The sequence below is a fragment of the Muricauda sp. MAR_2010_75 genome (assembly GCF_000745185.1).
Classification (GTDB): domain Bacteria; phylum Bacteroidota; class Bacteroidia; order Flavobacteriales; family Flavobacteriaceae; genus Flagellimonas.
The window spans coordinates 929,640-948,408 of sequence record NZ_JQNJ01000001.1; the positions used below are offsets into that span (position 1 = coordinate 929,640).

General features: G+C 41.1%; 16 protein-coding genes. 12 read left to right on the plus strand and 4 right to left on the minus strand.

The window, feature by feature from the left end; translation table 11 throughout:
- Positions 1–15 precede the first annotated feature (15 nt).
- Positions 16–480, plus strand: coding sequence for a hypothetical protein (locus FG28_RS04135; protein ID WP_036380237.1), 465 nt, complete (start codon positions 16–18; stop codon positions 478–480).
- A 61-nt stretch (positions 481–541) separates the two neighbouring features.
- Positions 542–1,168, plus strand: a complete 627-nt coding sequence (locus FG28_RS04140; RefSeq protein ID WP_036380239.1) for a hypothetical protein — start codon at positions 542–544, stop codon at positions 1,166–1,168.
- A 3-nt stretch (positions 1,169–1,171) separates the two neighbouring features.
- Here FG28_RS04140 and FG28_RS04145 read toward each other — a convergent pair whose 3' ends face one another.
- Positions 1,172–2,698: a GH3 auxin-responsive promoter family protein gene (locus tag FG28_RS04145; RefSeq protein WP_036380241.1), complete on the minus strand. Its 1,527-nt coding sequence runs from the start codon at positions 2,696–2,698 to the stop codon at positions 1,172–1,174.
- 194 nt (positions 2,699–2,892) lie between these two features.
- Between FG28_RS04145 and FG28_RS04150 the strand changes: the two genes are divergently transcribed.
- Positions 2,893–5,952, plus strand: coding sequence for a carboxypeptidase-like regulatory domain-containing protein (locus FG28_RS04150; protein ID WP_036380242.1), 3,060 nt, complete (start codon positions 2,893–2,895; stop codon positions 5,950–5,952).
- A 150-nt stretch (positions 5,953–6,102) separates the two neighbouring features.
- Positions 6,103–6,330 (plus strand): hypothetical protein, encoded by a 228-nt coding sequence (locus FG28_RS04155; protein ID WP_036380243.1) that lies wholly within the window; start codon positions 6,103–6,105, stop codon positions 6,328–6,330.
- 506 nt (positions 6,331–6,836) lie between these two features.
- Here FG28_RS04155 and FG28_RS21080 read toward each other — a convergent pair.
- A complete protein-coding gene (locus FG28_RS21080; RefSeq protein ID WP_316930847.1) occupies positions 6,837–8,384 on the minus strand; it encodes a glycoside hydrolase family 32 protein in 1,548 nt (515 codons plus the stop codon).
- Positions 8,385–8,469: 85 nt separating this feature from the next.
- Here FG28_RS21080 and FG28_RS04165 point away from each other — a divergent pair, with 85 nt between their 5' ends.
- From FG28_RS04165 to FG28_RS04195, 7 genes are all read left to right on the plus strand, one after another.
- Entirely contained in the window at positions 8,470–8,964 is a 495-nt protein-coding gene (locus FG28_RS04165) for a rhodanese-like domain-containing protein (RefSeq protein WP_036380247.1), read from the plus strand.
- 177 nt (positions 8,965–9,141) lie between these two features.
- Entirely contained in the window at positions 9,142–11,187 is a 2,046-nt protein-coding gene (locus FG28_RS19995; RefSeq protein ID WP_156102201.1) for a response regulator, read from the plus strand.
- Between the two features lie 164 nt (positions 11,188–11,351).
- On the plus strand, positions 11,352–11,966 hold the full coding sequence (locus FG28_RS04175) for a TIGR04282 family arsenosugar biosynthesis glycosyltransferase (protein WP_036380248.1): 615 nt from the start codon (positions 11,352–11,354) through the stop codon (positions 11,964–11,966).
- A complete protein-coding gene (locus tag FG28_RS04180; protein ID WP_036380251.1) occupies positions 11,963–12,778 on the plus strand; it encodes a purine-nucleoside phosphorylase in 816 nt (271 codons plus the stop codon). The genes FG28_RS04175 and FG28_RS04180 overlap by 4 nt, the downstream gene beginning before the upstream one ends.
- A complete protein-coding gene (gene arsM, locus FG28_RS04185; RefSeq protein WP_036380253.1) occupies positions 12,775–13,740 on the plus strand; it encodes an arsenosugar biosynthesis arsenite methyltransferase ArsM in 966 nt (321 codons plus the stop codon). Before FG28_RS04180 ends, arsM begins: the two co-directional genes overlap by 4 nt.
- A gap of 27 nt (positions 13,741–13,767) precedes the next feature.
- Complete coding sequence (locus FG28_RS04190; RefSeq protein ID WP_036380254.1) at positions 13,768–14,511, plus strand: DUF547 domain-containing protein; 744 nt, start codon at positions 13,768–13,770, stop codon at positions 14,509–14,511.
- Positions 14,501–15,205, plus strand: a complete 705-nt coding sequence (locus tag FG28_RS04195) for a TIGR04283 family arsenosugar biosynthesis glycosyltransferase (protein ID WP_036380255.1) — start codon at positions 14,501–14,503, stop codon at positions 15,203–15,205. The genes FG28_RS04190 and FG28_RS04195 overlap by 11 nt, the downstream gene beginning before the upstream one ends.
- A gap of 5 nt (positions 15,206–15,210) precedes the next feature.
- Here the strand turns inward: FG28_RS04195 and FG28_RS04200 are convergent, their stop codons facing one another.
- Entirely contained in the window at positions 15,211–16,149 is a 939-nt protein-coding gene (locus FG28_RS04200; RefSeq protein ID WP_197062548.1) for an N-acetylmuramoyl-L-alanine amidase, read from the minus strand.
- 103 nt (positions 16,150–16,252) lie between these two features.
- Positions 16,253–17,266, minus strand: coding sequence for a glycoside hydrolase family 113 (locus FG28_RS04205; RefSeq protein WP_036380257.1), 1,014 nt, complete (start codon positions 17,264–17,266; stop codon positions 16,253–16,255).
- Between the two features lie 153 nt (positions 17,267–17,419).
- Between FG28_RS04205 and FG28_RS04210 the strand changes: the two genes are divergently transcribed.
- A complete protein-coding gene (locus FG28_RS04210) occupies positions 17,420–18,769 on the plus strand; it encodes an NAD(P)/FAD-dependent oxidoreductase (RefSeq protein ID WP_036380259.1) in 1,350 nt (449 codons plus the stop codon).

An 18,769-nucleotide genomic window follows, 5' to 3' on the forward strand; every position in this document is an offset into this window, starting at 1 on the left:
TTAAATAATTTAATTATGAGAACTATTTTAAGCATTCTTTTTGTGCTAGCAACAGTTAGCCTAAGCGCACAGCGTATTTCCAAAAATGCTTTGGGTTTACGTCTAGGTGACAATGACGGTTTTGGAGGTGAAATTTCCTACCAACGCTATTTGCATGAGAACAACCGATTGGAATTTGACCTCGGTTGGAGAGACTCAAACAATGTTGATGCCTTTAAATTGGTTGGCCTGTATCAATGGGTGATGCCGATTGATGGTGGTTTTAATTGGTATGTTGGTGCCGGTGGAGGTCTTGGTTCTTTTGATGCTGGAGACAATGATGGTGTATTTGCACTTATTGCTGGAGATATAGGTATTGAATACGACTTTGAGATACCACTACTCATTTCTTTGGATATGCGTCCCGAACTTGGATTTAACGATAGTTATTCAGATGACCTGGATTTGGATATTGCCCTAGGTCTCCGATACCAGTTCTAATAAACACTAAATCACATAAAAGGGCAGATGTACGTTTGCCCTTTTTTTATCCCTTTTCATCTTGAAGAAGATAATCAAACGAGTTGCAGTACTTCTATTGTTCTTATTAATTATTGATATTGTTTTGTCCGAACCCAAAAAAGTCATTCCAGAAAACATAAAACCCGAGGTTGAAGTGGCCTTGGAGCACTTCCCCGAACTCAAGCACATTCCCATAGAGTTCAAGTTTAAAAAGAACATTAAAAAATCTGTGATGCAGGCCCAACCCACCTTTAAAGACATCTTTAAGGCTAAAGAGAACAGAAGCTATAAAATATTGATCAGTGAAAAATTTAAAATTACTGGCGAAGAATACAGAACCACCAACGTTCCCAAAGATGTGCTAATTGGATGGATAGGCCACGAACTTGGTCATGTGATGGATTACCAAAACCGGAGCAGTCTCAATCTGGTTGCATTCGGATTCAGGTATGCCTTTTTAAAGGAATATGTAAAAAAAGCGGAAAGAGCTGCCGATTCTTTTGCGGTTTTACGCGGCATGGCAGATTACATCATAAAAACCAAACGATTTATCCTGGACAATGCCAAAATTGACCCACTTTACAAAGAACGAATCAAAGAATATTACCTCTCGCCAGACGAAATCATGGAAATGGTAAAAGAAAAAGAAAAAGCAAGTAAAAAATAGATACTACCCTGTCTTTTCCGATACAAAATCTTCCCATTCAGCAAATTTTTCTTCACCCATCACGCGCTCCATTTTTACCTGTCCACCCTTCTTTTTATTGGCTCCGCTCCATTCGGCAAAGATGTTCTGGGGCACAAAATGTATTTTTATCCCTTCCAAAGCTTTGCTACGGGCCACTTTATAGTTCTTATTGGCGCTTTTGAGGTAATCATCCAAAACTTTTGCCGTTTTGTCCGAATCCACCACACTGTCCGACCCCAAATACCAAGTGTGGTAGAAGCCATCATCAAAACGTTTTGCACACAGCGTGTATTCAGGAATTTTAACATCCAGTTCCTCCTCCAAATGTTTTACAGCATCGTTCAGTTTGTTCACCGAAAGCTGAGATCCAACAGTGTTCAAAAAGAATTTTGTTCTACCGGTAATCTTAATTTCAGCTCGTTTTACATTGATAAATTCAATGGTGTCCCCAATAATATAGCGCCAAGCTCCCGCAACGGTCGATATGATCAGTACATAATCCTCGCCTTCCTCCACTTGATCTAAGGTGAGAGAAGGAGCATCATCGGTGAGGGAACCATCTTGATTGATGTATTCCGGTTTAAACGGAACAAACTCAAAATAGATCCCATTGTCAGTGATCAATCGCATAGCGGTAGTGTCCGCCCTGTCCTGAAAGGCCAAAAACCCCTCTGATGCCAAATAGGTGTCTATAATCTGAATAGGCTTACCCAACAGGGCATTAAAACTCTTCTCGTAAGGATCAAAAGCTACACCCCCTGAAGTATAGACCTGTAAATTGGGCCAGATTTCATGGATATGTTCCAATTTATGGTATTCTATTACTTTTTTGAGCATCAGTTCCATCCAAGAAGGAATCCCGCTCAAGGCACCGATATCCCAATTTTTGGCTTCCTTGGCAATTTGAAGGACGCGATGGTCCCAGTCATCAATTTGGGCGATCTCATCCCCGGGTTTATAATATTTTTTAAACCAAAAAGGAATGTGGCTCGCGCTAATTCCACTGATTTCACCCTCTTTGCGGCCATTGTGTTCTTCCAAATCGGTGGAACTGCCCAACATCATAATTTCCTTTTCAAAAAATTCCGCGGGCAAGTCAAAATTACTAAGGGCATAGATTTGTTTGATTCCAGCTTTTTTTATGGATTTCAACATGTCCTTAGTTACAGGTATCCGTTTGGATTTTTTCCCTGTTGTTCCCGAACTGAGCGCAAAAAAATCTGGGTGCCCCGGCCAGGCCACGTCAGGTTCTCCTTCAATGGTCTTGTTCCACCATTCTTTGGATATTTTTTTGTAAACGAAATACGGAACCGATTGGGCGAAGGTCTTGGCCACATCATTGGAGGACAAAATCCCTTCAAAGTCATAGTGTTTTCCAAACTGAGTGTCCTTGGCCTGGGAGAGCAAGTTCTGCAGCTCTTTTTTTTGTTCTTCCAGAGGGTTTCTATCCAAACTCAGTGAATCCCTTGCCTCTATAAAACCTTTTACAATGTTTCCTATGATTGCCATTTCAATTCAATGTTTTTAGCTTAACATTACAAAACTACAACCAAGGGGCTTCCGGGCTTTACTCAATTCATTTTTTAATTGACTGGATTCAATAACCGTGCATCTTAAATCATTAGCTTACATCTTGTCAGAAATTTTTTCTACATTTAGAGTTAGCAGCAAACAATCAACCACCATATACAAACTCATTGTACATGAAAAAATATGGTGCCTTACTTTCCATCTTTATTGCTTCCCTCCAGTTTCTGCATGCCCAAAATTTTCTTTCGGGAAAGATATTGGATGCCGATACGCAAGAACCTGTTGACTATGTAAACATCGGTATTGTGGATCAGGCCAAGGGTACCGTATCATCGGACGATGGAACCTTTATGCTTAAGCTGGAAGATGGCGACATCAACCCCATAAATACGGTCCAATTTTCAAGAATAGGATACGAGACCCTCACATTTAACTCCAAAGAGCTTCACCAACGCCTTCAGGAAAATCCCTATGTTCTTATGAAGGAATCATTTTTTGAGTTGGAGGGCGTTACGCTTCATCTAAAAAATGCGAAAAAAAACAGGGTAGGTTATGTGAGCAACGACAAGGAAAACTTTGCCTTCTGGAACGATAGTCTTGCACTGGGCGGGGAACACGCATCAAAAATCCGCATCAAAGATGGGCCTTTAAAATTGGAGGACATGTCTTTCAACGTAATTGCAAGCATTTCAGACAGTATATTGGTGCGGGTAAACATTTACGAAATAGGAAGAGGAGGGCTGCCCGGCAAGAACATATCCAACCATAACATTCTCCACATCATTAAAAGAAAACGAGGAAGGGTAACCATAGACCTTTCCCCTTACAACATTGTGGTAAAAGACCATTTCATTGCCAGTTTAGAGCTTCTTAAAATTTACGGAGGAAAAGTGGGTATTCTTATTTCATCTTTTGATGACGGCGCACGATCATTTTCCAGACTGATCAGTCAAGACAGCTGGAAAAGAATCCGCAAAGGCACTACCATTGGGTTCAGTTTAAACACTTCGCTTTTGGAAGATGGCCAATACAATGATTTTGTTGGTTCCCAAAACAAGTCACGCGACAAACCTGAACAAATTACCCTATTGTGGGACACCTCCTACTCCATGAAAGGTAAAAATCTTGAAAAGGAACTGGGCTTTTTGGACCACTATTTTGAGTACCTCAACTATGTTGCTGTGGAACTGAAATTGTTTGGACATACGCTTTCCACAGAAAGATTTACCATAGAAAATGGCAATTGGCAAGCCCTTAAAAAGCGATTGCTTGAAATCCCTTATGATGGTGCAGGAAAGCTGGAAGTATTCAATGCTCTACAACCCGATAAATACGCGTTGCTTTTTACCGATGGAAAAGGGTTTCCCGAGGCCATTGATGAGAATTGGAGGGTCACTGTTTTTACCATCAACAGTAAGCCAGATGCCAATCACGAATTGTTGAAATCCATTGCCGAAGGTTCAGAGGCCAATTACATAAATCTGGACAAAATTGATGATCAAGAGCTGGCGTTGGACTACACCAAAAAACATATTGTCGATAATTTGGAGTACACCCCTTCAATTTCAAATGTCAACGCCCTACGGGAAATAAAAGGGACAGTTACCGATTTTGATGATCCGCTTCCCAATGTAACCGTCAAGGTTAAGGGAGTGGAAAGGACGGTAAGGACAAATGCTAATGGGAACTTTTCCATTTCAGCAAAAAACGGTGACATTCTGGAATTTATCTATCCCGGAAGAGAAAGTACAGAATCTATAGTGAACACCAACACAGACCGACTTAGCATTGCCATGCCCATGGGGGTAAAAGTGTTGGATGAAGTGGTCTTGGAAGAATATCGTAAAGTCCAAACCATCAAGGGTGCAGATCCCAGAAAGACCGATATTGCAACAAATTTTGGAACCATTGATATTGAACGAACCGGTTTTGCCATAAAACAGATTCAGAATGACAAAATCAGCTCCATCCACAGGGACATCTCGGACGCCTTAAAAGGGAAATTTCCTGGGATTCGTGTTTTTGGGGACGGAGAAAATGCCCGAGTAGCATTGAGGGGTGGTGAAATTATAAAATCATATGCCGCTTGGGATGTTGACGGTCTTGTATATCCCCCGAACAACCCGCCTTTACACATTAATGTTTTGAATGTCAAGAGCGTCACCATTATGCCGGGCAGTTGGGCTGCTGCAAGATACGGCCGCATTGCATGGGGTGGAATTATCATCGTAAAAACGATTAATCAATCTTTTGAGCAAGAAACTGCAAACGGGGGTTCCAACTGGGATTCTTTGCGGTCTAATGACATCTACAAGAACGATGCAGTTCTTTTGGAGCAAACCCAAGGTAGTCTCCCTAGATATATCCAATGGCTATCGGGAGCCAAATCGTTGAATGAAGCTTACGCGACATACTTGGAACAAAGAAAATTATATGGACATCTACCCCATTTTTATGCTGATGTTCATGCATTTTTTCTTCAAAAATGGGGCAGTACTGAGGTAGCTGGAAAAATTCTTTCCAACATAGAAGAAATTTTTTCCGAAGATGCCAGTGCTTTGCGGTTGCTGGCCTTTCACCTTGATGAAGATGGTTTGTTTGAAGAAGCCCATAACATCTACGCCAAAATATATGGTCTGTATCCTTCACAAGCCCAAAGTTTAAGAGACTTGGCCCACAGCCATGTTACTCTGGGGGAAGTACAAGAAGGTTGGTCGCTGTATAAAAAGTACTTGCTCGGCTTAAGTGGTGAACTGGAGGTAGAAGGTATTGACAAGATCATACGGGAAGAGGCCATAGCCTTGGCCAATCGATATCGTTCGGAAATTGATCTGGACCTTCCTTCCTCTTCAACTGAAGATGAAATCAATGACATGGATATTTTGGTTGAATGGAACAATCCCAACACCCAATTTGAACTGCAGTTTGTGGGGCCAACCGGCCATTATTTTACGTGGAAGCATACCAAAGAGTCCAGTCCAAGTTTAATTTCCGATGAAATTTTTAAGGGCTATTCCTCCAACAGTTTCCAGATTAATGACCTGGAACAAGGCGAATGGCTATTGAACGTAAAATATTTGGGAAACCAGACCAACATACCCTCGTTCATAAAAACAACCCTAAAAAACAACTTGGACGGAACAGAAACCATAAAAGTCCTTCGGTTGCAACAAAAGAATGTAAACTTTCAGTTTTTAAAATTGACCTCTGATAAGATTTCCAATTTTAGATGAAACATTTTTTCATTAAATAGTACCCAGCCGTAGTTTTTAACACCCACATTCTTAATGTTTTCATAAATATGAAAAATGAATCGTTCCATAGACATAAAGTATAATTTGAACTCTTATATTTAGCCAATTCAGATTAACTTTAAATCAAAAATGACACAAGATCTATTGTCCAAAGCCGAAGAGTTCGAGAACAGGTCACTGAGCCATATGTCCACCAGCGATAGGGTTGAAGCGTCGAGAGAAGCCAAAAAGCTTATCCTTTCCATCAATGAAATTTATAAAAAGACCAAAGATTCCAAATTAATGGAGACCATGAAGAGTCTTACCAAAAAGAAGCAAAAGATAGAAAAGCGTCTTAAAGGAAGACCATTGGTTTAATAGAACCGGTATTTTCAAATTTTTAAATAGGACCAAAATCGTTTTCCAATACCTTTCTTGCCCCAAATTGCACAATTGTTTGATTAACAGATAGAGTACTATTCTTGTCTGTTTTTCATCTTATCTCCCTACACCCTTTTCTTTAGTTCCCCTAAATCGTTTTTCCATTTACGAAGCAATTCCTACCAATTATATCCCAATTCCTGCAACGAATAAAATTGTGGATTGTTGACCCAGTGTTTTAAGTAATTTCGGTGTGAAGAAATAATCTCAACCAAAAATAAACACTTAAGCAAAATGAACACTGTAGAAACAAAGTTGGGCTACCTTTTTTGGTACTTTGTAATTGCCCTCTCCGTTTACTCCCTTATCAACAGCCTCTACCTGTATATCAATTAAGCTATATAAACACATCCATCATCAATCAAAACCCTTCAGTTAAATAAGTCTCTTAAAGGCACCTTCTGGGTGCCTTTTTTATTCTCCAAAAATCTGGGAGAGGTTTTTCACCAAACAGATTCCATGTATTTTATGGATTCCAGACGGATTTCCGATTCTTCACTTCCATTTTGGATAATCAGGGTATTATAGGGTTCCGTGGAAAAAAGTTGTTCCGTCATGACATATACGCCCCCGTCCATAAAAATCTCAATGGAAGACCAATCCAATAAAATTTTCACCTCATAAATGGAGTCATTTAACATACTAATGGGTGAAAGATGCTTTTTATCCCCAAACTCAGAATCAAAAGCCACCTTTCCAGATTTCATACGGTCTACTACAAAAGTGTTGCTTTGCGAATCCATCTCAAGCATTAAGGTTTCCTTCAGATCATTTTTAAAAATCAAACTAAAATCCTTTGAAGCTGTTTTCAGCTCAATCTGGGATTGATTCAGTCCATCAACCAATAACGTATCCGAGGTTCTGGAACTAATCAGCACATTTTCCGCCAAAATTTGAGATGCCAGTTTATCCAATTGTTCTACCGGATAGCTGGTCAGCACGAAATCATCATCCACTTTTTTAAGGGCAAGCTCGCGCGGCACCGTCATGGCACTTCGCCATTTTTGAGTCGGCGTTTTGTTCGCATAATCCCAGTTGCTCATCCACCCAATAAAAATTCGTTTGTCTTCGGGTGTATTATTGTAGGTAACACCTGCATAATTATCTGTACCATAATCAATCCATTTGGGCTTTTGTTGGTCCGATGTGAATTTCTGTCCATTAAAATCTCCAATAAAATATTGGGTGCCACTACCTCCGTTGGGAGCTCCAGGGTTTATGCTGATGATCAATATCCATTTTTCTTCATCCGTATCGGCTACCTGTATTGGAAAAAGGTCCGGGCACTCCCAAACACCTCCATGGGCCCCCTGCGTTTTTCCAAAATCGCTCAAATGTTCCCACTCTTTCAAATTTTTGGAGGCATAAAATTGAGCATGGTCTCCGGCCACCAAGGTCAAAATCCATTTTTGGGATTCCTCGTGCCAAAATACCTTAGGGTCCCTAAAATCCCTAATGCCGTTGTTCCCGATCACGGGATTGCCCTCATACTTGGTCCAAGTTGCCCCATTGTCCAAACTATAGGCAATACCCTGTGTTTGAAAATCATCCCGCCCGGCTTTTTCTCCCTCCATGGAATGATAGGTGAAAATGGCCACCAAGGGGGCTATCCCATTTTTACCAAAGCCGGAGGTGTTATGCTTATCCACAACCGCACTTCCAGAGAAAATCAGTCCATGTTCATCCGGATAGAGCGCAATGGGCTTATGCTCCCAATGCACCAAATCTTTGCTTGTGGCATGCCCCCAATGCATGGGACCCCAAACAATGTCACCGGGATAGTACTGGTAAAAGAGATGGTAGATTCCTTCGTTGTAGACCAATCCATTGGGATCGTTCATCCATTTTTCAGGAGGGGAAAAATGAAATTGGGGACGATACTCCTCTGTATATCCCTTGTCCTGCAATGCTTTGACGGGTTTTTCCCTGTTTTGTTCCTTGCACCCCATCAACCATATTCCCAAAATAAAAAGAGCGGCTCTTATTTTCATGATATTTTTGCTGTTTATCCGTATAAGTTGGTCAATTTAAGAAATCAAATTTTATTGATTTATCTTTGATTTAGATTCATATCCCATGCGATTTCAGTTACTTTTATTTCTCATGACATTGGGTATCACTTCATGCGCACAGCAGTCCATCCCAAAAGTTTTGCAACAGCTCAATGATGATACGGTCGACTATATTTCCGTGGAAGACCTTCATGAAATAGAAGCCCCCCTCCTTTTAGATGCACGGGAAAAAGAAGAGTTTGGGGTAAGTCATCTGGAAAACGCTGTTTGGGTAGGATATGATGGGTTTGATATCAATAAAGTGGTTCAACAGTTCCCCAACAAGGAAAAACCAATTGTGGTCTACTGCTCCATTGGGGTTCGCTCCGAGGATATTGGGGAACAATTAAAAAATGCTGGGTATGCCAATGTCAAAAACCTGTACGGTGGCATTTTTGAATGGAAAAACAAAGGATATCCCGTTTATGATGAAAATCAGCAAGAAACCGAAAAGGTACATGCCTTTAGCAATTATTGGGGACGTTTTTTAACCAATGCAGAAAAGGTCTACGACAAATAGATTCCAAAACTCCTGGAATGAACATCGAATATTAGTATTTGAATACAATTTTTTCGCAAAATATGTGTTAAGTGTTTGCAATGTTGTTGTTTTTTCCTACAATGCTTCTTGCGAGTTTAGATTTTGAATGAATTGTAGAATGAATAATTGATTTCTATTCCAAGAATTGGTATTGGTATGTCGTTAATGTCTTCAAAAAGAGAGTTGATACTTCCCTTTGCGGTCTTTGTTATTTTTATGACCACGGTGTCCATTTTATGGAACAATTCCTTAAAAACACAAAAGTCATCATTCATTCAGGAAATTCATAACACGGGCAATCTTCGAGCCCAAGAATTCTTCTCTTCAGTTAAATACAATATTAAGTCACTTGAAAACCTGAAGCAACGTATTGAAATGACCGATGGGTCCTATTTTCAATATTGGGAACAGGATGCCCGCCTTATTTTGGAACAAAATCCCTCCTTTAAATTTGTGGAATGGGTGGATAGCCTTATGGTCATAAGGGTAGTGACTCCTTTAAAAGGAAACGAGGCTGCCATGGGCCTGGATTTGTCCACACACCCAAGGAGTGCAGAATGGATGAGACATATGGCGCATGCTTCCACCAATATTTCCTCATGGACAAAGTTATACCAAGGTGGAAATGCTTTTTTGGTAGATGTACCCGTTTTCTTTAAAGGAAGGTTCCAGGGGTCTATCTCGGCAGGAATGGATTTCACCAACCCCTTTAATGAGCTCACATCAAGCTTGGACCTGTATGCCATTGAAATGCAGGATGAGAATGGTACAATTTTTTACTCCAAGAACAATCCCTCCACCGAAGACATTGCGGATGAATACATCTTCACCACATCTTTGGTAATAGATCCATTGGATAACCGGAAATGGACATTTAAATTGACACCCTCAGATACTGATTTTATGGTGGCAAGACAACAGGACACCTATATTCTGCTGATTTTTGCCACCTTGGTGGCATTGCTTACCAGCTTGCTCATTTATTTCTATCAGTCCTCACGAAAAAAGAACATACGCCTAAGCTATGCCAATAACAAACTCAAAGACCTCAATAAATCCCTGAAAAAAGAGAGGTTGAAAGCCGAAAAATCATCCTTGGCCAAAACCGAGTTCATCTCCAACATGAGCCACGAGATTCGGACCCCTTTAAATGCCATTATCGGTTTTATTGAAGTTTTAAAGCTTTCCAAGCTACATAGTTCCTTGCAAGAATATCTTTCATTGATGGATATCTCCTCAAAAAAATTGCTCTTGTTGGTAAACGATATTCTGGAAATTGATAAAATAGAATCTGGAAAGGTCAGCTTTAGGGAAGACATTTTTTCCCCGTTGGAAGAATTAAAAAATGTCATCAGTATTTATAGACCCAATGCCGAAGAGAAGGGACTCCATATTTTACTTGGTTCGTCCCATGAAAATGAACACAGTGTAAAAAGTGATGTTGGAAAATATGGCCAGATCATTACCAATATTATTAGAAATTCCCTCAAGTTCACAGAAAATGGAGAAATAAAGGTTTTCTATCGTGAAGAAGTGAGGAAAGAAACCTTGGCCATTGAAATTGTTGTCAAGGACTCAGGAATAGGGATTCCAAAAAACAAACTGAAAACCATTTTTGACAGGTTTACCCAAATAGATGCGGGCAAAGCAAAAAGGCACGAAGGTAGTGGTCTTGGGCTTTATATTACCCGCAGATTGGTGGAACTTTTGGGCGGAAAAATCACTGTGGACAGCGAGATAAATATTGGCACCGAATTTTGCCTGAACCTGGAGTTCCCCATTGCAGAAGTAAAACAGGATTCCTGTTTGCCCTCTGCTGAACAAATAGACCTTAGCGGTTGTAAAGTTTTGATCGTGGATGACAACCGGGTGAATGTGATTGTACTTAAAATGAGCCTGGAAAAATTGGGCATACAGGCCGAATCGGTATGTAATGGATTACAGGCCGTGGAAGCTGTGGCACAAAACGACTATGATCTTGTCTTTATGGACATACACATGCCCAATATGGATGGGTTCCAAGCTACCGAGGAAATCAGAAAAATTAACCGGGAAATAGCCATCATCGGCCTCTCCGCTGACGTGACCAAAGAGGCCATTGATGAGGCCAAAATTGTTGGCATGAACGACTACCTTACCAAACCCATTTCCTTTGACAAGCTTCGCAACCACTTACCAAATTATCTGGTAAAAATGTCATAGGCCCGCAACAGGTATTTCAAAATAATCTATTTAAGAAAGAGAATTTTTGCTGATTTGTTGGTATTCCTTTACGGTGAAATAGAAAAAATACAGACCTTTGGGTAAGTATTGGAAATGATTCCTGACCAACTGAAGAAAGTACCTCCTTCAAAAAAAATAACCGTTTGAACAATAGCCTACTTTTGATTCTAACGAGAAATCCCGAACTGGGTAAGTGCAAGACCCGATTAGCTGCCAAAGTGGGTGACAAAGCGGCATTGAACATTTATAAATTTTTACTTGACCACACCGTTTCCTTCACCAAAGACCTTGATGTGGAAAAATGGGTGTACTATTCGGAATCTATCTGGGAAAACGATATTTGGGACCAGAATAGCTATCAAAAAAAGCTCCAATTGGGGGCCAATTTAGGGGAACGGATGTTGAATACCTTTCAAGAAGGGTTCAATTCCGGTTTTGAAAAAATCATTATTATTGGCAGTGACATGTACCATCTCTCCCAAGCCAATTTGGAAGAGGCTTTTATACAATTGGAGAAACATGATTATGTGGTAGGTCCGGCCGAAGATGGCGGGTATTATCTATTGGGTATGAAATCCCTCAAAAAGGAAGTTTTCCACAACAAATCTTGGGGCTCTGATACTGTATTGTCTGACACTTTGAAGGATTTGGAGTCTGGAAGTATTTTTATGCTCCCCGTAAAGAACGATGTGGATTATTACGAAGACATAAAAGATATTGCGGCTTTTCAGCCGTTTTTAAAACCTATAAAAGAATGACGCAAGCACAACTTGACGAATCTGTTGATCATTTAAAAAAGAGAGGGTTTGATGCTCCCGAAATTGGCATCGTCCTTGGCACCGGGTTAGGCCAATTGGTGGATGATATTGAAGACCCCATCGAGGCACACTATAACCATATTCCCTATTTTCCATTGGCCACAGTGGAGTTTCATACCGGAAAATTGATCTATGGAACCATCGCAGGCAAAAAAGCCGTGGTCATGCAAGGTCGTTTTCATTTATATGAAGGGTACGACTTCTTGGACATCACCTATCCCATTAGGGTAATGAACCAATTGGGTATAAAAAAGCTATTTGTGTCCAATGCCGCCGGCGCCATCAACCTCAGCTTCAAAAAAGGGGACATTATGCTTATTGAGGACCATATCAATCTACAAGGAGGTTCTCCATTGGCCTTTAAAAATGTGTCTGAATTTGGAGATCGGTTTGTGGACATGAGCGAACCGTACGACCTTGATATGCGCAACAAAATAGAGTCCATAGCGCAAAAAGAAGGCATTTCACTTCAAAAAGGCGTTTATGCCTCTGTTGTTGGTCCACAATTGGAGACCAAGGCAGAATATCGCATGCTCAAAACCCTTGGTGCTGATGCAGTTGGAATGAGTACCGTCCCCGAAGTAATTGTTGCCAATCATTTACGACTACCCATTGTGGCCGTGTCCGTTTTAACCGATGAATGCGACCCTGATAACTTGGACCCGGTGAATATTGAAGAAATATTGGAAATTGCCAATAAGACCGAGCCAAAAATGATACAATTGTTCAAAGAACTAATTAAACAACTATGAGCTATTTAAATGCAACCCAAGACCTTTATAAAGAGGCTGCCCTGACCCCAGATGTGGGACTCTGCTGTACCACCAATCCCATTTGGCAATTCCCTGGGCTATCCATTCCCAAGATCATGCAGGAAATGAATTACGGCTGCGGAAGCACAGTCTCAGCACAGGATTTGGTGAACAACCCAAAAATTCTCTATGTAGGTGTGGGTGGTGGCATGGAGTTGTTGCAGTTTTCTTATTTCTCTAGGCAACAAGGTGGTGTCACCGGGGTGGATTCCGTTGACGAAATGCTGGAAGCTTCCCGAAAAAACTTCAAAGTAGCCGAGGAAGAGAATGATTGGTTCAAAAGTGAATATGTGAATTTGGTAAAGGGTGATGCCCTTAACCTTCCCGTTGCCAATGAAAGTATTGACGTAGCTGCCCAAAACTGCCTCTTCAATATTTTTAAAATGGACGATTTGAAAAAAGCCGTCTCTGAAATGTATCGGGTGTTAAAGCCTCATGGCAGGTTGGTGATGAGCGATCCCATCTGCGAACAGCCCATGAATGAAGCACTTCGCAACGATGACCGACTTAGGGCACAATGCCTTAGTGGAAGTATTCCATTAAAAGATTATGTAAAGGTTCTGACCGATGCCGGTTTTGGGACTATTGAAATAAGGGGCAGAAGGTCATATAGGGTTTTGTCGCCCAACCATTACCCAACCGACGAACTGGTTTATATTGAATCCATTGAAATTGCAGCCATAAAAGACCCAATGCCCGAAGATGGACCTTGCATGTTCACGGGAAAAACAGCCATCTATTATGGGGACGAGGAATACTTTGATGATGGCAAAGGCCATGTCCTGTTCCAAAACCAACCCTTGGCCGTGTGCGATAAAACCGCAGCAGCTTTGGCAAAGGCTTCTGACCAAATTCACGTTAGTGAAAGCACTTGGCACTATAATGGTGGTGGTTGCTGCTAATACGGGAACCATTTCTAAAAAAGAGGCATGAATGTAATCCTGCATCTACTACTTGGCGTATTTCTTCTTTCCTGTAATGGCAAGAAGGAAAAAATGGAGGTTCACTATCAAATTAGTACTTCCAAACCTGACCATGCGATTTGGAACACGCTTTTGAAAAACCATGTGGATGAGAATGGGAATGTGAACTATACAGATTTCAAGCAGAATGGGGCACGACTTGACAATTATTTAAGCCATTTGGCACAACACCCCCCTTCCCAAACATGGTCCAAGGAAGATTCATTGGCGTACTATATCAACCTATACAATGCGGCCACCGTTAAACTGATTGTGGACCACTACCCCGTTGCAAGCATCAAGGACATTCCTAACAGATGGGGCAAAAAATGGATAAACGTTGGAAACACCATCCTGTCCTTGGATTACATTGAACACAAAATACTGCGCAAAATGAACGAACCACGAATCCATTTTGCCATCAATTGTGCTTCATATTCCTGTCCCAAATTATTGAATGAGGCCTTTGTTGCTGAAAACATGGAGCAACAACTCACCAAAGTGACCAGTGATTTTGTGAACGATTCCACAAAAAATCGCTTTGAAAATGGTGAGGCCCAACTTTCAAAAATATTTAAATGGTACAGAAGTGATTTTACAGAAGATTTATCACTTTTGGGGTATATCAATCAATATTTAAAAAATTCCATTGGCAATGATGCCGATGTCGAATATTTAGATTATGATTGGAGCTTAAATGATGCCAAGTAAAAATCATTCAATAAGTATTATTGTCCCAGTGCTGAATGAGGAGCTTTGTATAGGAGAGTTGCTCAACCACCTCAATCAGAACTCAATGCCTTCCAATAGCATAGAAATTATTTGTGTGGATGGTGGAAGTACCGACAAAACGCCGAAAATTGCTACGCAACATGGGGCCAAAGTGGTTCTGTCCCAAAAAGGCAGGGCCAAACAAATGAACCTTGGTGCCGAACATGCCACAGGTGACATCCTTTACTTTTTACACGCAGATACCTTCCCTCCCAACCATTTTGATCAATTTATTTTGAAAGCAGTCAACAATGGCTTTTTAGCGGGCTGTTTTCGAATGCAATTTGACACGAAAAACCTTTTTCTGCGCTTTTTTGCCTGGTTTTCCAGGTTTAATCTACTCCTTTGCAGAGGGGGCGACCAGTCCTTGTTTGTGGAACGGGAACTTTTTAAAACGGCCCATGGTTTCAACGAGGCGTATCGTATTTATGAGGATACGGAATTTATAGATCGATTATACAGACAAACAAAGTTTAAGGTCTTATCGGCCCATGTTGTTACTTCGGCACGGAAATATCAGGAAATCGGCACTTTGAAACTTCAATTCCATTTTGCCATTATCCATCTAAAAAAGTATTTGGGAGCAGGTCCCGAAGAACTGTATCGCTATTATAAAAAGTTTGTTTCTACCTGAAAAGCTTATTCCTCAATAATGTCTAAATCGGCAAAATCGTTCATGATACCACTGGTAAGTAAATTGGCCAACTGTTTTTTGTTGGGCCGAACTGAAAATTTTTCTTCAGTTGACTTGGAAGATTCATTTTCCAAAGTAAGCAAGCTTACTGCCGGAAGGGTATTTTTGGCCAAGTACAGGCTATTCTTATCCTTAAATATCATGTTGTTGTTATCCTGGGGGTTGGACACACTGTTCTTTTTGAACACATTTTGGATGTTCTCCGCCAATCGCTGCCCTTCTTCACTTTTATTGTAATGATAAACAGCCACATTCATGTTGCCCGTTCCTGTAACGGTATTGGCCCGTATCATCAAAACGCGTTGGTATTTCCCGCTGTTTTGAAGATAGCGTTTGTTTATGGCATCAATAAACTTGTCCAGTCTTTGAGTTTGGGCCATCTCGGCTCCACCTTCTTCTTCAATTTCAGGATTATCATTGCCCATAATATAAACTTTTGCCCCGTGCACCATGAGTTCTGATGCCAAGTTTTGGACGGTTTCCATTACAAATCCATTATCTTGATGGGCATCATTCTCCACGATCAAGTAATAGACCGCGTCTTTGAGTTTCTCGCTTTTTAGGGACATGCCAGCCAATTCTTTGTCAAAAATGGGCTTTTCTGTTCCGTTTTCTCCAAGTATTTGCACTCCTGTTTTCTTGAAAGAATCGGTTGCTTTAGGAATTTGGTAGGCCACTCCAATCTGCAAAAAGCTTCCATCCTTAATTTTTTCTCCATTTAGCTTGATGAACTCTTCATAGTGTTTCACAGGGTCTAGACCCTGTTTTCGAAGGAGGGAAAAAATACCATCGCCCTGTTCTGCAATGACCACATTGGGAGTGTCTTGAGCGAATAAAAATGAGCAGGCGCATACCCAAAACAAAAGGGATGGAATAAATTTCATCAGGTTCAGTTTATAATTGGGAGGTGCATTACAAATATGGCAAAAATCACCCATACCAAAACCTGACAGGGTCAAAAAGTTTTAACAATTGGTATTGATAACCTTAAAGTTTTGATTTCTTAACTTGGGCATAGTGTTCCCGAATCACGGATTCTGCCGGTTTGTTTTGAGGGGTAAACCTGTTATCAGCATATCCCCCGGCCCGATCATGATGTATGAACCATTTCCAAACAAAGCCACCGGCAAACCAATCTTCACCCCAAAACTCATCAAAAATGACTTGGGTGGCATCTGCTTGGGCCTTTAAATTGACTTTTTCTTGGTTACGGTCTATCAACCATGGTTTTTTGCCGGTGTAATCCATGCTTCTGTACCCAAATTCAGTAAACAACATGGGCTTGTTGAGTTCTTCCGAAAGGTTTTTCAATTTAGCTTTCCACGGCTGCCATCCTTCCGTTAAGGTCTCCACAGTGGGTGTTTGCTTTTCGCACAACGGAAAATAGGCATTCACGCCAATATAATCCAACTGGTCCCAAAATGGAGTACGGGCATATTCGTCCCAATTGGCAGCATAGGTTACCTTTCCGTGGTAGACTTGCCTTACCTTCCCTATAAGTTCAGTCCAGAATTCAGGTCTATGCTTAATAAACTCATCCCATTCCGTACCGATGCAATACACACTGCATTGGGTTTCTTCGGCCAATTTTGCATACGTCAAAATAAATTCGGCATACGATTTTTCAAACGCCCTCCAATCTTCTTCGGATGACATGACCATATCTCCAGTAAATGAACCCCTCCGAATCCAAATTTGGGGCTTCAACATTACCTGTACGCCATTTTTGTGCAACACTTCAATGTACTGCTTGGCACCACGTGCAGTTTCTCCATACCATTGGTGATCTGTATTAAAGACAAGTTCAGGAGAATTGGCTTCCCTCATAAAACCAAAAGGCATGACCGCCGCATAGTTCGCATGAATTTTCAATACGGGGTCTACATGTACTTGGGTCACTTCTTCCCGAGACCCAACAAAACTGACACCATTGATTTTATCAAGATGCTCACTGCCACAAGAAACCAATACTAAACACCAAAAAAAGCTAACTAATCTCATACCCTTAAATCCATATCCCTAAAAATAATTCATTAAAGTTTAACTCATTTCAAAAAATAGCATCTGTCTTAAATTATATTCTTTCTAAATTAACGGATCGGGTTAAGTTCCTTGGATTTAGTTCGACACATTAGCAACAATAGATTTGGCCGCATGGAGAACATTGTCATCATTGGAAATGGAATTGCCGGGGTTACGGCAGCTCGCCACATCCGAAAACTTTCGGACAAAAAGATTACCATCATTTCTTCGGAAACCGAATATTTCTTTTCCCGTACAGCATTGATGTATGTTTACATGGGACACATGAAATTTGAACATACCCAACCCTATGAGAAAGGCTTTTGGAAGAAAAACCGCATTGAACTGGTCAAAGGACATGTAACCCAGGTCATCCCGGATGAGAAAAAGCTGGTTCTTGCCAGTACAGAGTCCATCTTCTACGATAAACTGATCATAGCCACGGGATCCAAACCCAATAAATTTGGATGGCCCGGTCAAGATTTGGACGGGGTTCAAGGGCTCTATTCCAAACAAGATTTGAATATGTTGGAAGTAAATGCGCCCAACAAAAAGGTCTGCAAACGGGCCGTGATCGTTGGTGGCGGATTGATTGGCATTGAACTGGCCGAAATGTTACGAACCCGAGACATCCCGGTTACCTTCTTGGTGCGTGAGGATAGTTTTTGGAACGGAATCCTGCCCAATGGCGAATCCCAAATGATCAATGAGCATATTTTGGAACACCATATCGATTTAAGGTTAAGCTCCTCCCTAAAAGAAATTGTTTCTGATGAGAGGGGTAGGGTAAAATCCATCATTGTGGAGGAAACCGGGGAAGAAATTCCCTGTGATTTGGTCGGACTAACGGCCGGCGTTACGCCAAACATTGATTTCTTAAAAGATTCTGGAATTGAACTGGGCCGCGGGGTTAAGGTAAACCGATTTTTGGAAACCAACATCAAGGACATTTATGCCATTGGTGATTGTGCAGAACAGCACGAGGCCATTGGAAACAGAAGACCTATTGAAGCCGTTTGGTACACAGGCCGTATGATGGGCGAAACCCTGGCACAGACCGTTTGTGGAAATAAAATCCCATACAATCCGGGGCATTGGTTCAATTCTGCCAAGTTCTTGGACATTGAATACCAAACCTACGGTTGGGTGTTTCCTGAACAAAGAAAGAAAGCCGAGGAAATGCATTTTCACTGGAGACACCCCAAAGAAAAAATTTGCATCACCATTGCCTTCCATAAGGATTCGGAAGAACTTTTAGGCATCAATACCTTTGGTATCCGTCTACGACATGAAATTTTTGACCGATGGCTCACCGAGAAAAGAACCATCGCGTACGTAATGGAGCATATGGCCGATGCCAATTTCGATCCCGAATTCTACCGGACTTATGAAAAGGACATCGTGGACCAATTCAATTCCGATTTTGGGAAAACCGTCAAATCCAAGAAGAAAAGTTTAAAGCAAATCTTCCAAATTGCCTAA

Bases quoted from the DNA above. Each gene is read 5' to 3' on its own strand.
- arsM (WP_036380253.1), top strand. From the start codon at position 12,775: ATGAGCTATTTAAATGCAACCCAAGACCTTTATAAAGAGGCTGCCCTG.
- FG28_RS04190 (WP_036380254.1), top strand. From the start codon at position 13,768: ATGAATGTAATCCTGCATCTACTACTTGGCGTATTTCTTCTTTCCTGT.
- FG28_RS04210 (WP_036380259.1), top strand. From the start codon at position 17,420: ATGGAGAACATTGTCATCATTGGAAATGGAATTGCCGGGGTTACGGCA.
- FG28_RS19995 (WP_156102201.1), top strand. From the start codon at position 9,142: ATGTCGTTAATGTCTTCAAAAAGAGAGTTGATACTTCCCTTTGCGGTC.
- FG28_RS04205 (WP_036380257.1), bottom strand. From the start codon at position 17,266: ATGAGATTAGTTAGCTTTTTTTGGTGTTTAGTATTGGTTTCTTGTGGC.
- FG28_RS04195 (WP_036380255.1), top strand. From the start codon at position 14,501: ATGCCAAGTAAAAATCATTCAATAAGTATTATTGTCCCAGTGCTGAAT.
- FG28_RS04200 (WP_197062548.1), bottom strand. From the start codon at position 16,149: ATGAAATTTATTCCATCCCTTTTGTTTTGGGTATGCGCCTGCTCATTT.
- FG28_RS04180 (WP_036380251.1), top strand. From the start codon at position 11,963: ATGACGCAAGCACAACTTGACGAATCTGTTGATCATTTAAAAAAGAGA.
- FG28_RS04135 (WP_036380237.1), top strand. From the start codon at position 16: ATGAGAACTATTTTAAGCATTCTTTTTGTGCTAGCAACAGTTAGCCTA.
- FG28_RS21080 (WP_316930847.1), bottom strand. From the start codon at position 8,384: ATGAAAATAAGAGCCGCTCTTTTTATTTTGGGAATATGGTTGATGGGG.
- FG28_RS04165 (WP_036380247.1), top strand. From the start codon at position 8,470: ATGCGATTTCAGTTACTTTTATTTCTCATGACATTGGGTATCACTTCA.
- FG28_RS04155 (WP_036380243.1), top strand. From the start codon at position 6,103: ATGACACAAGATCTATTGTCCAAAGCCGAAGAGTTCGAGAACAGGTCA.
- FG28_RS04150 (WP_036380242.1), top strand. From the start codon at position 2,893: ATGAAAAAATATGGTGCCTTACTTTCCATCTTTATTGCTTCCCTCCAG.
- FG28_RS04145 (WP_036380241.1), bottom strand. From the start codon at position 2,698: ATGGCAATCATAGGAAACATTGTAAAAGGTTTTATAGAGGCAAGGGAT.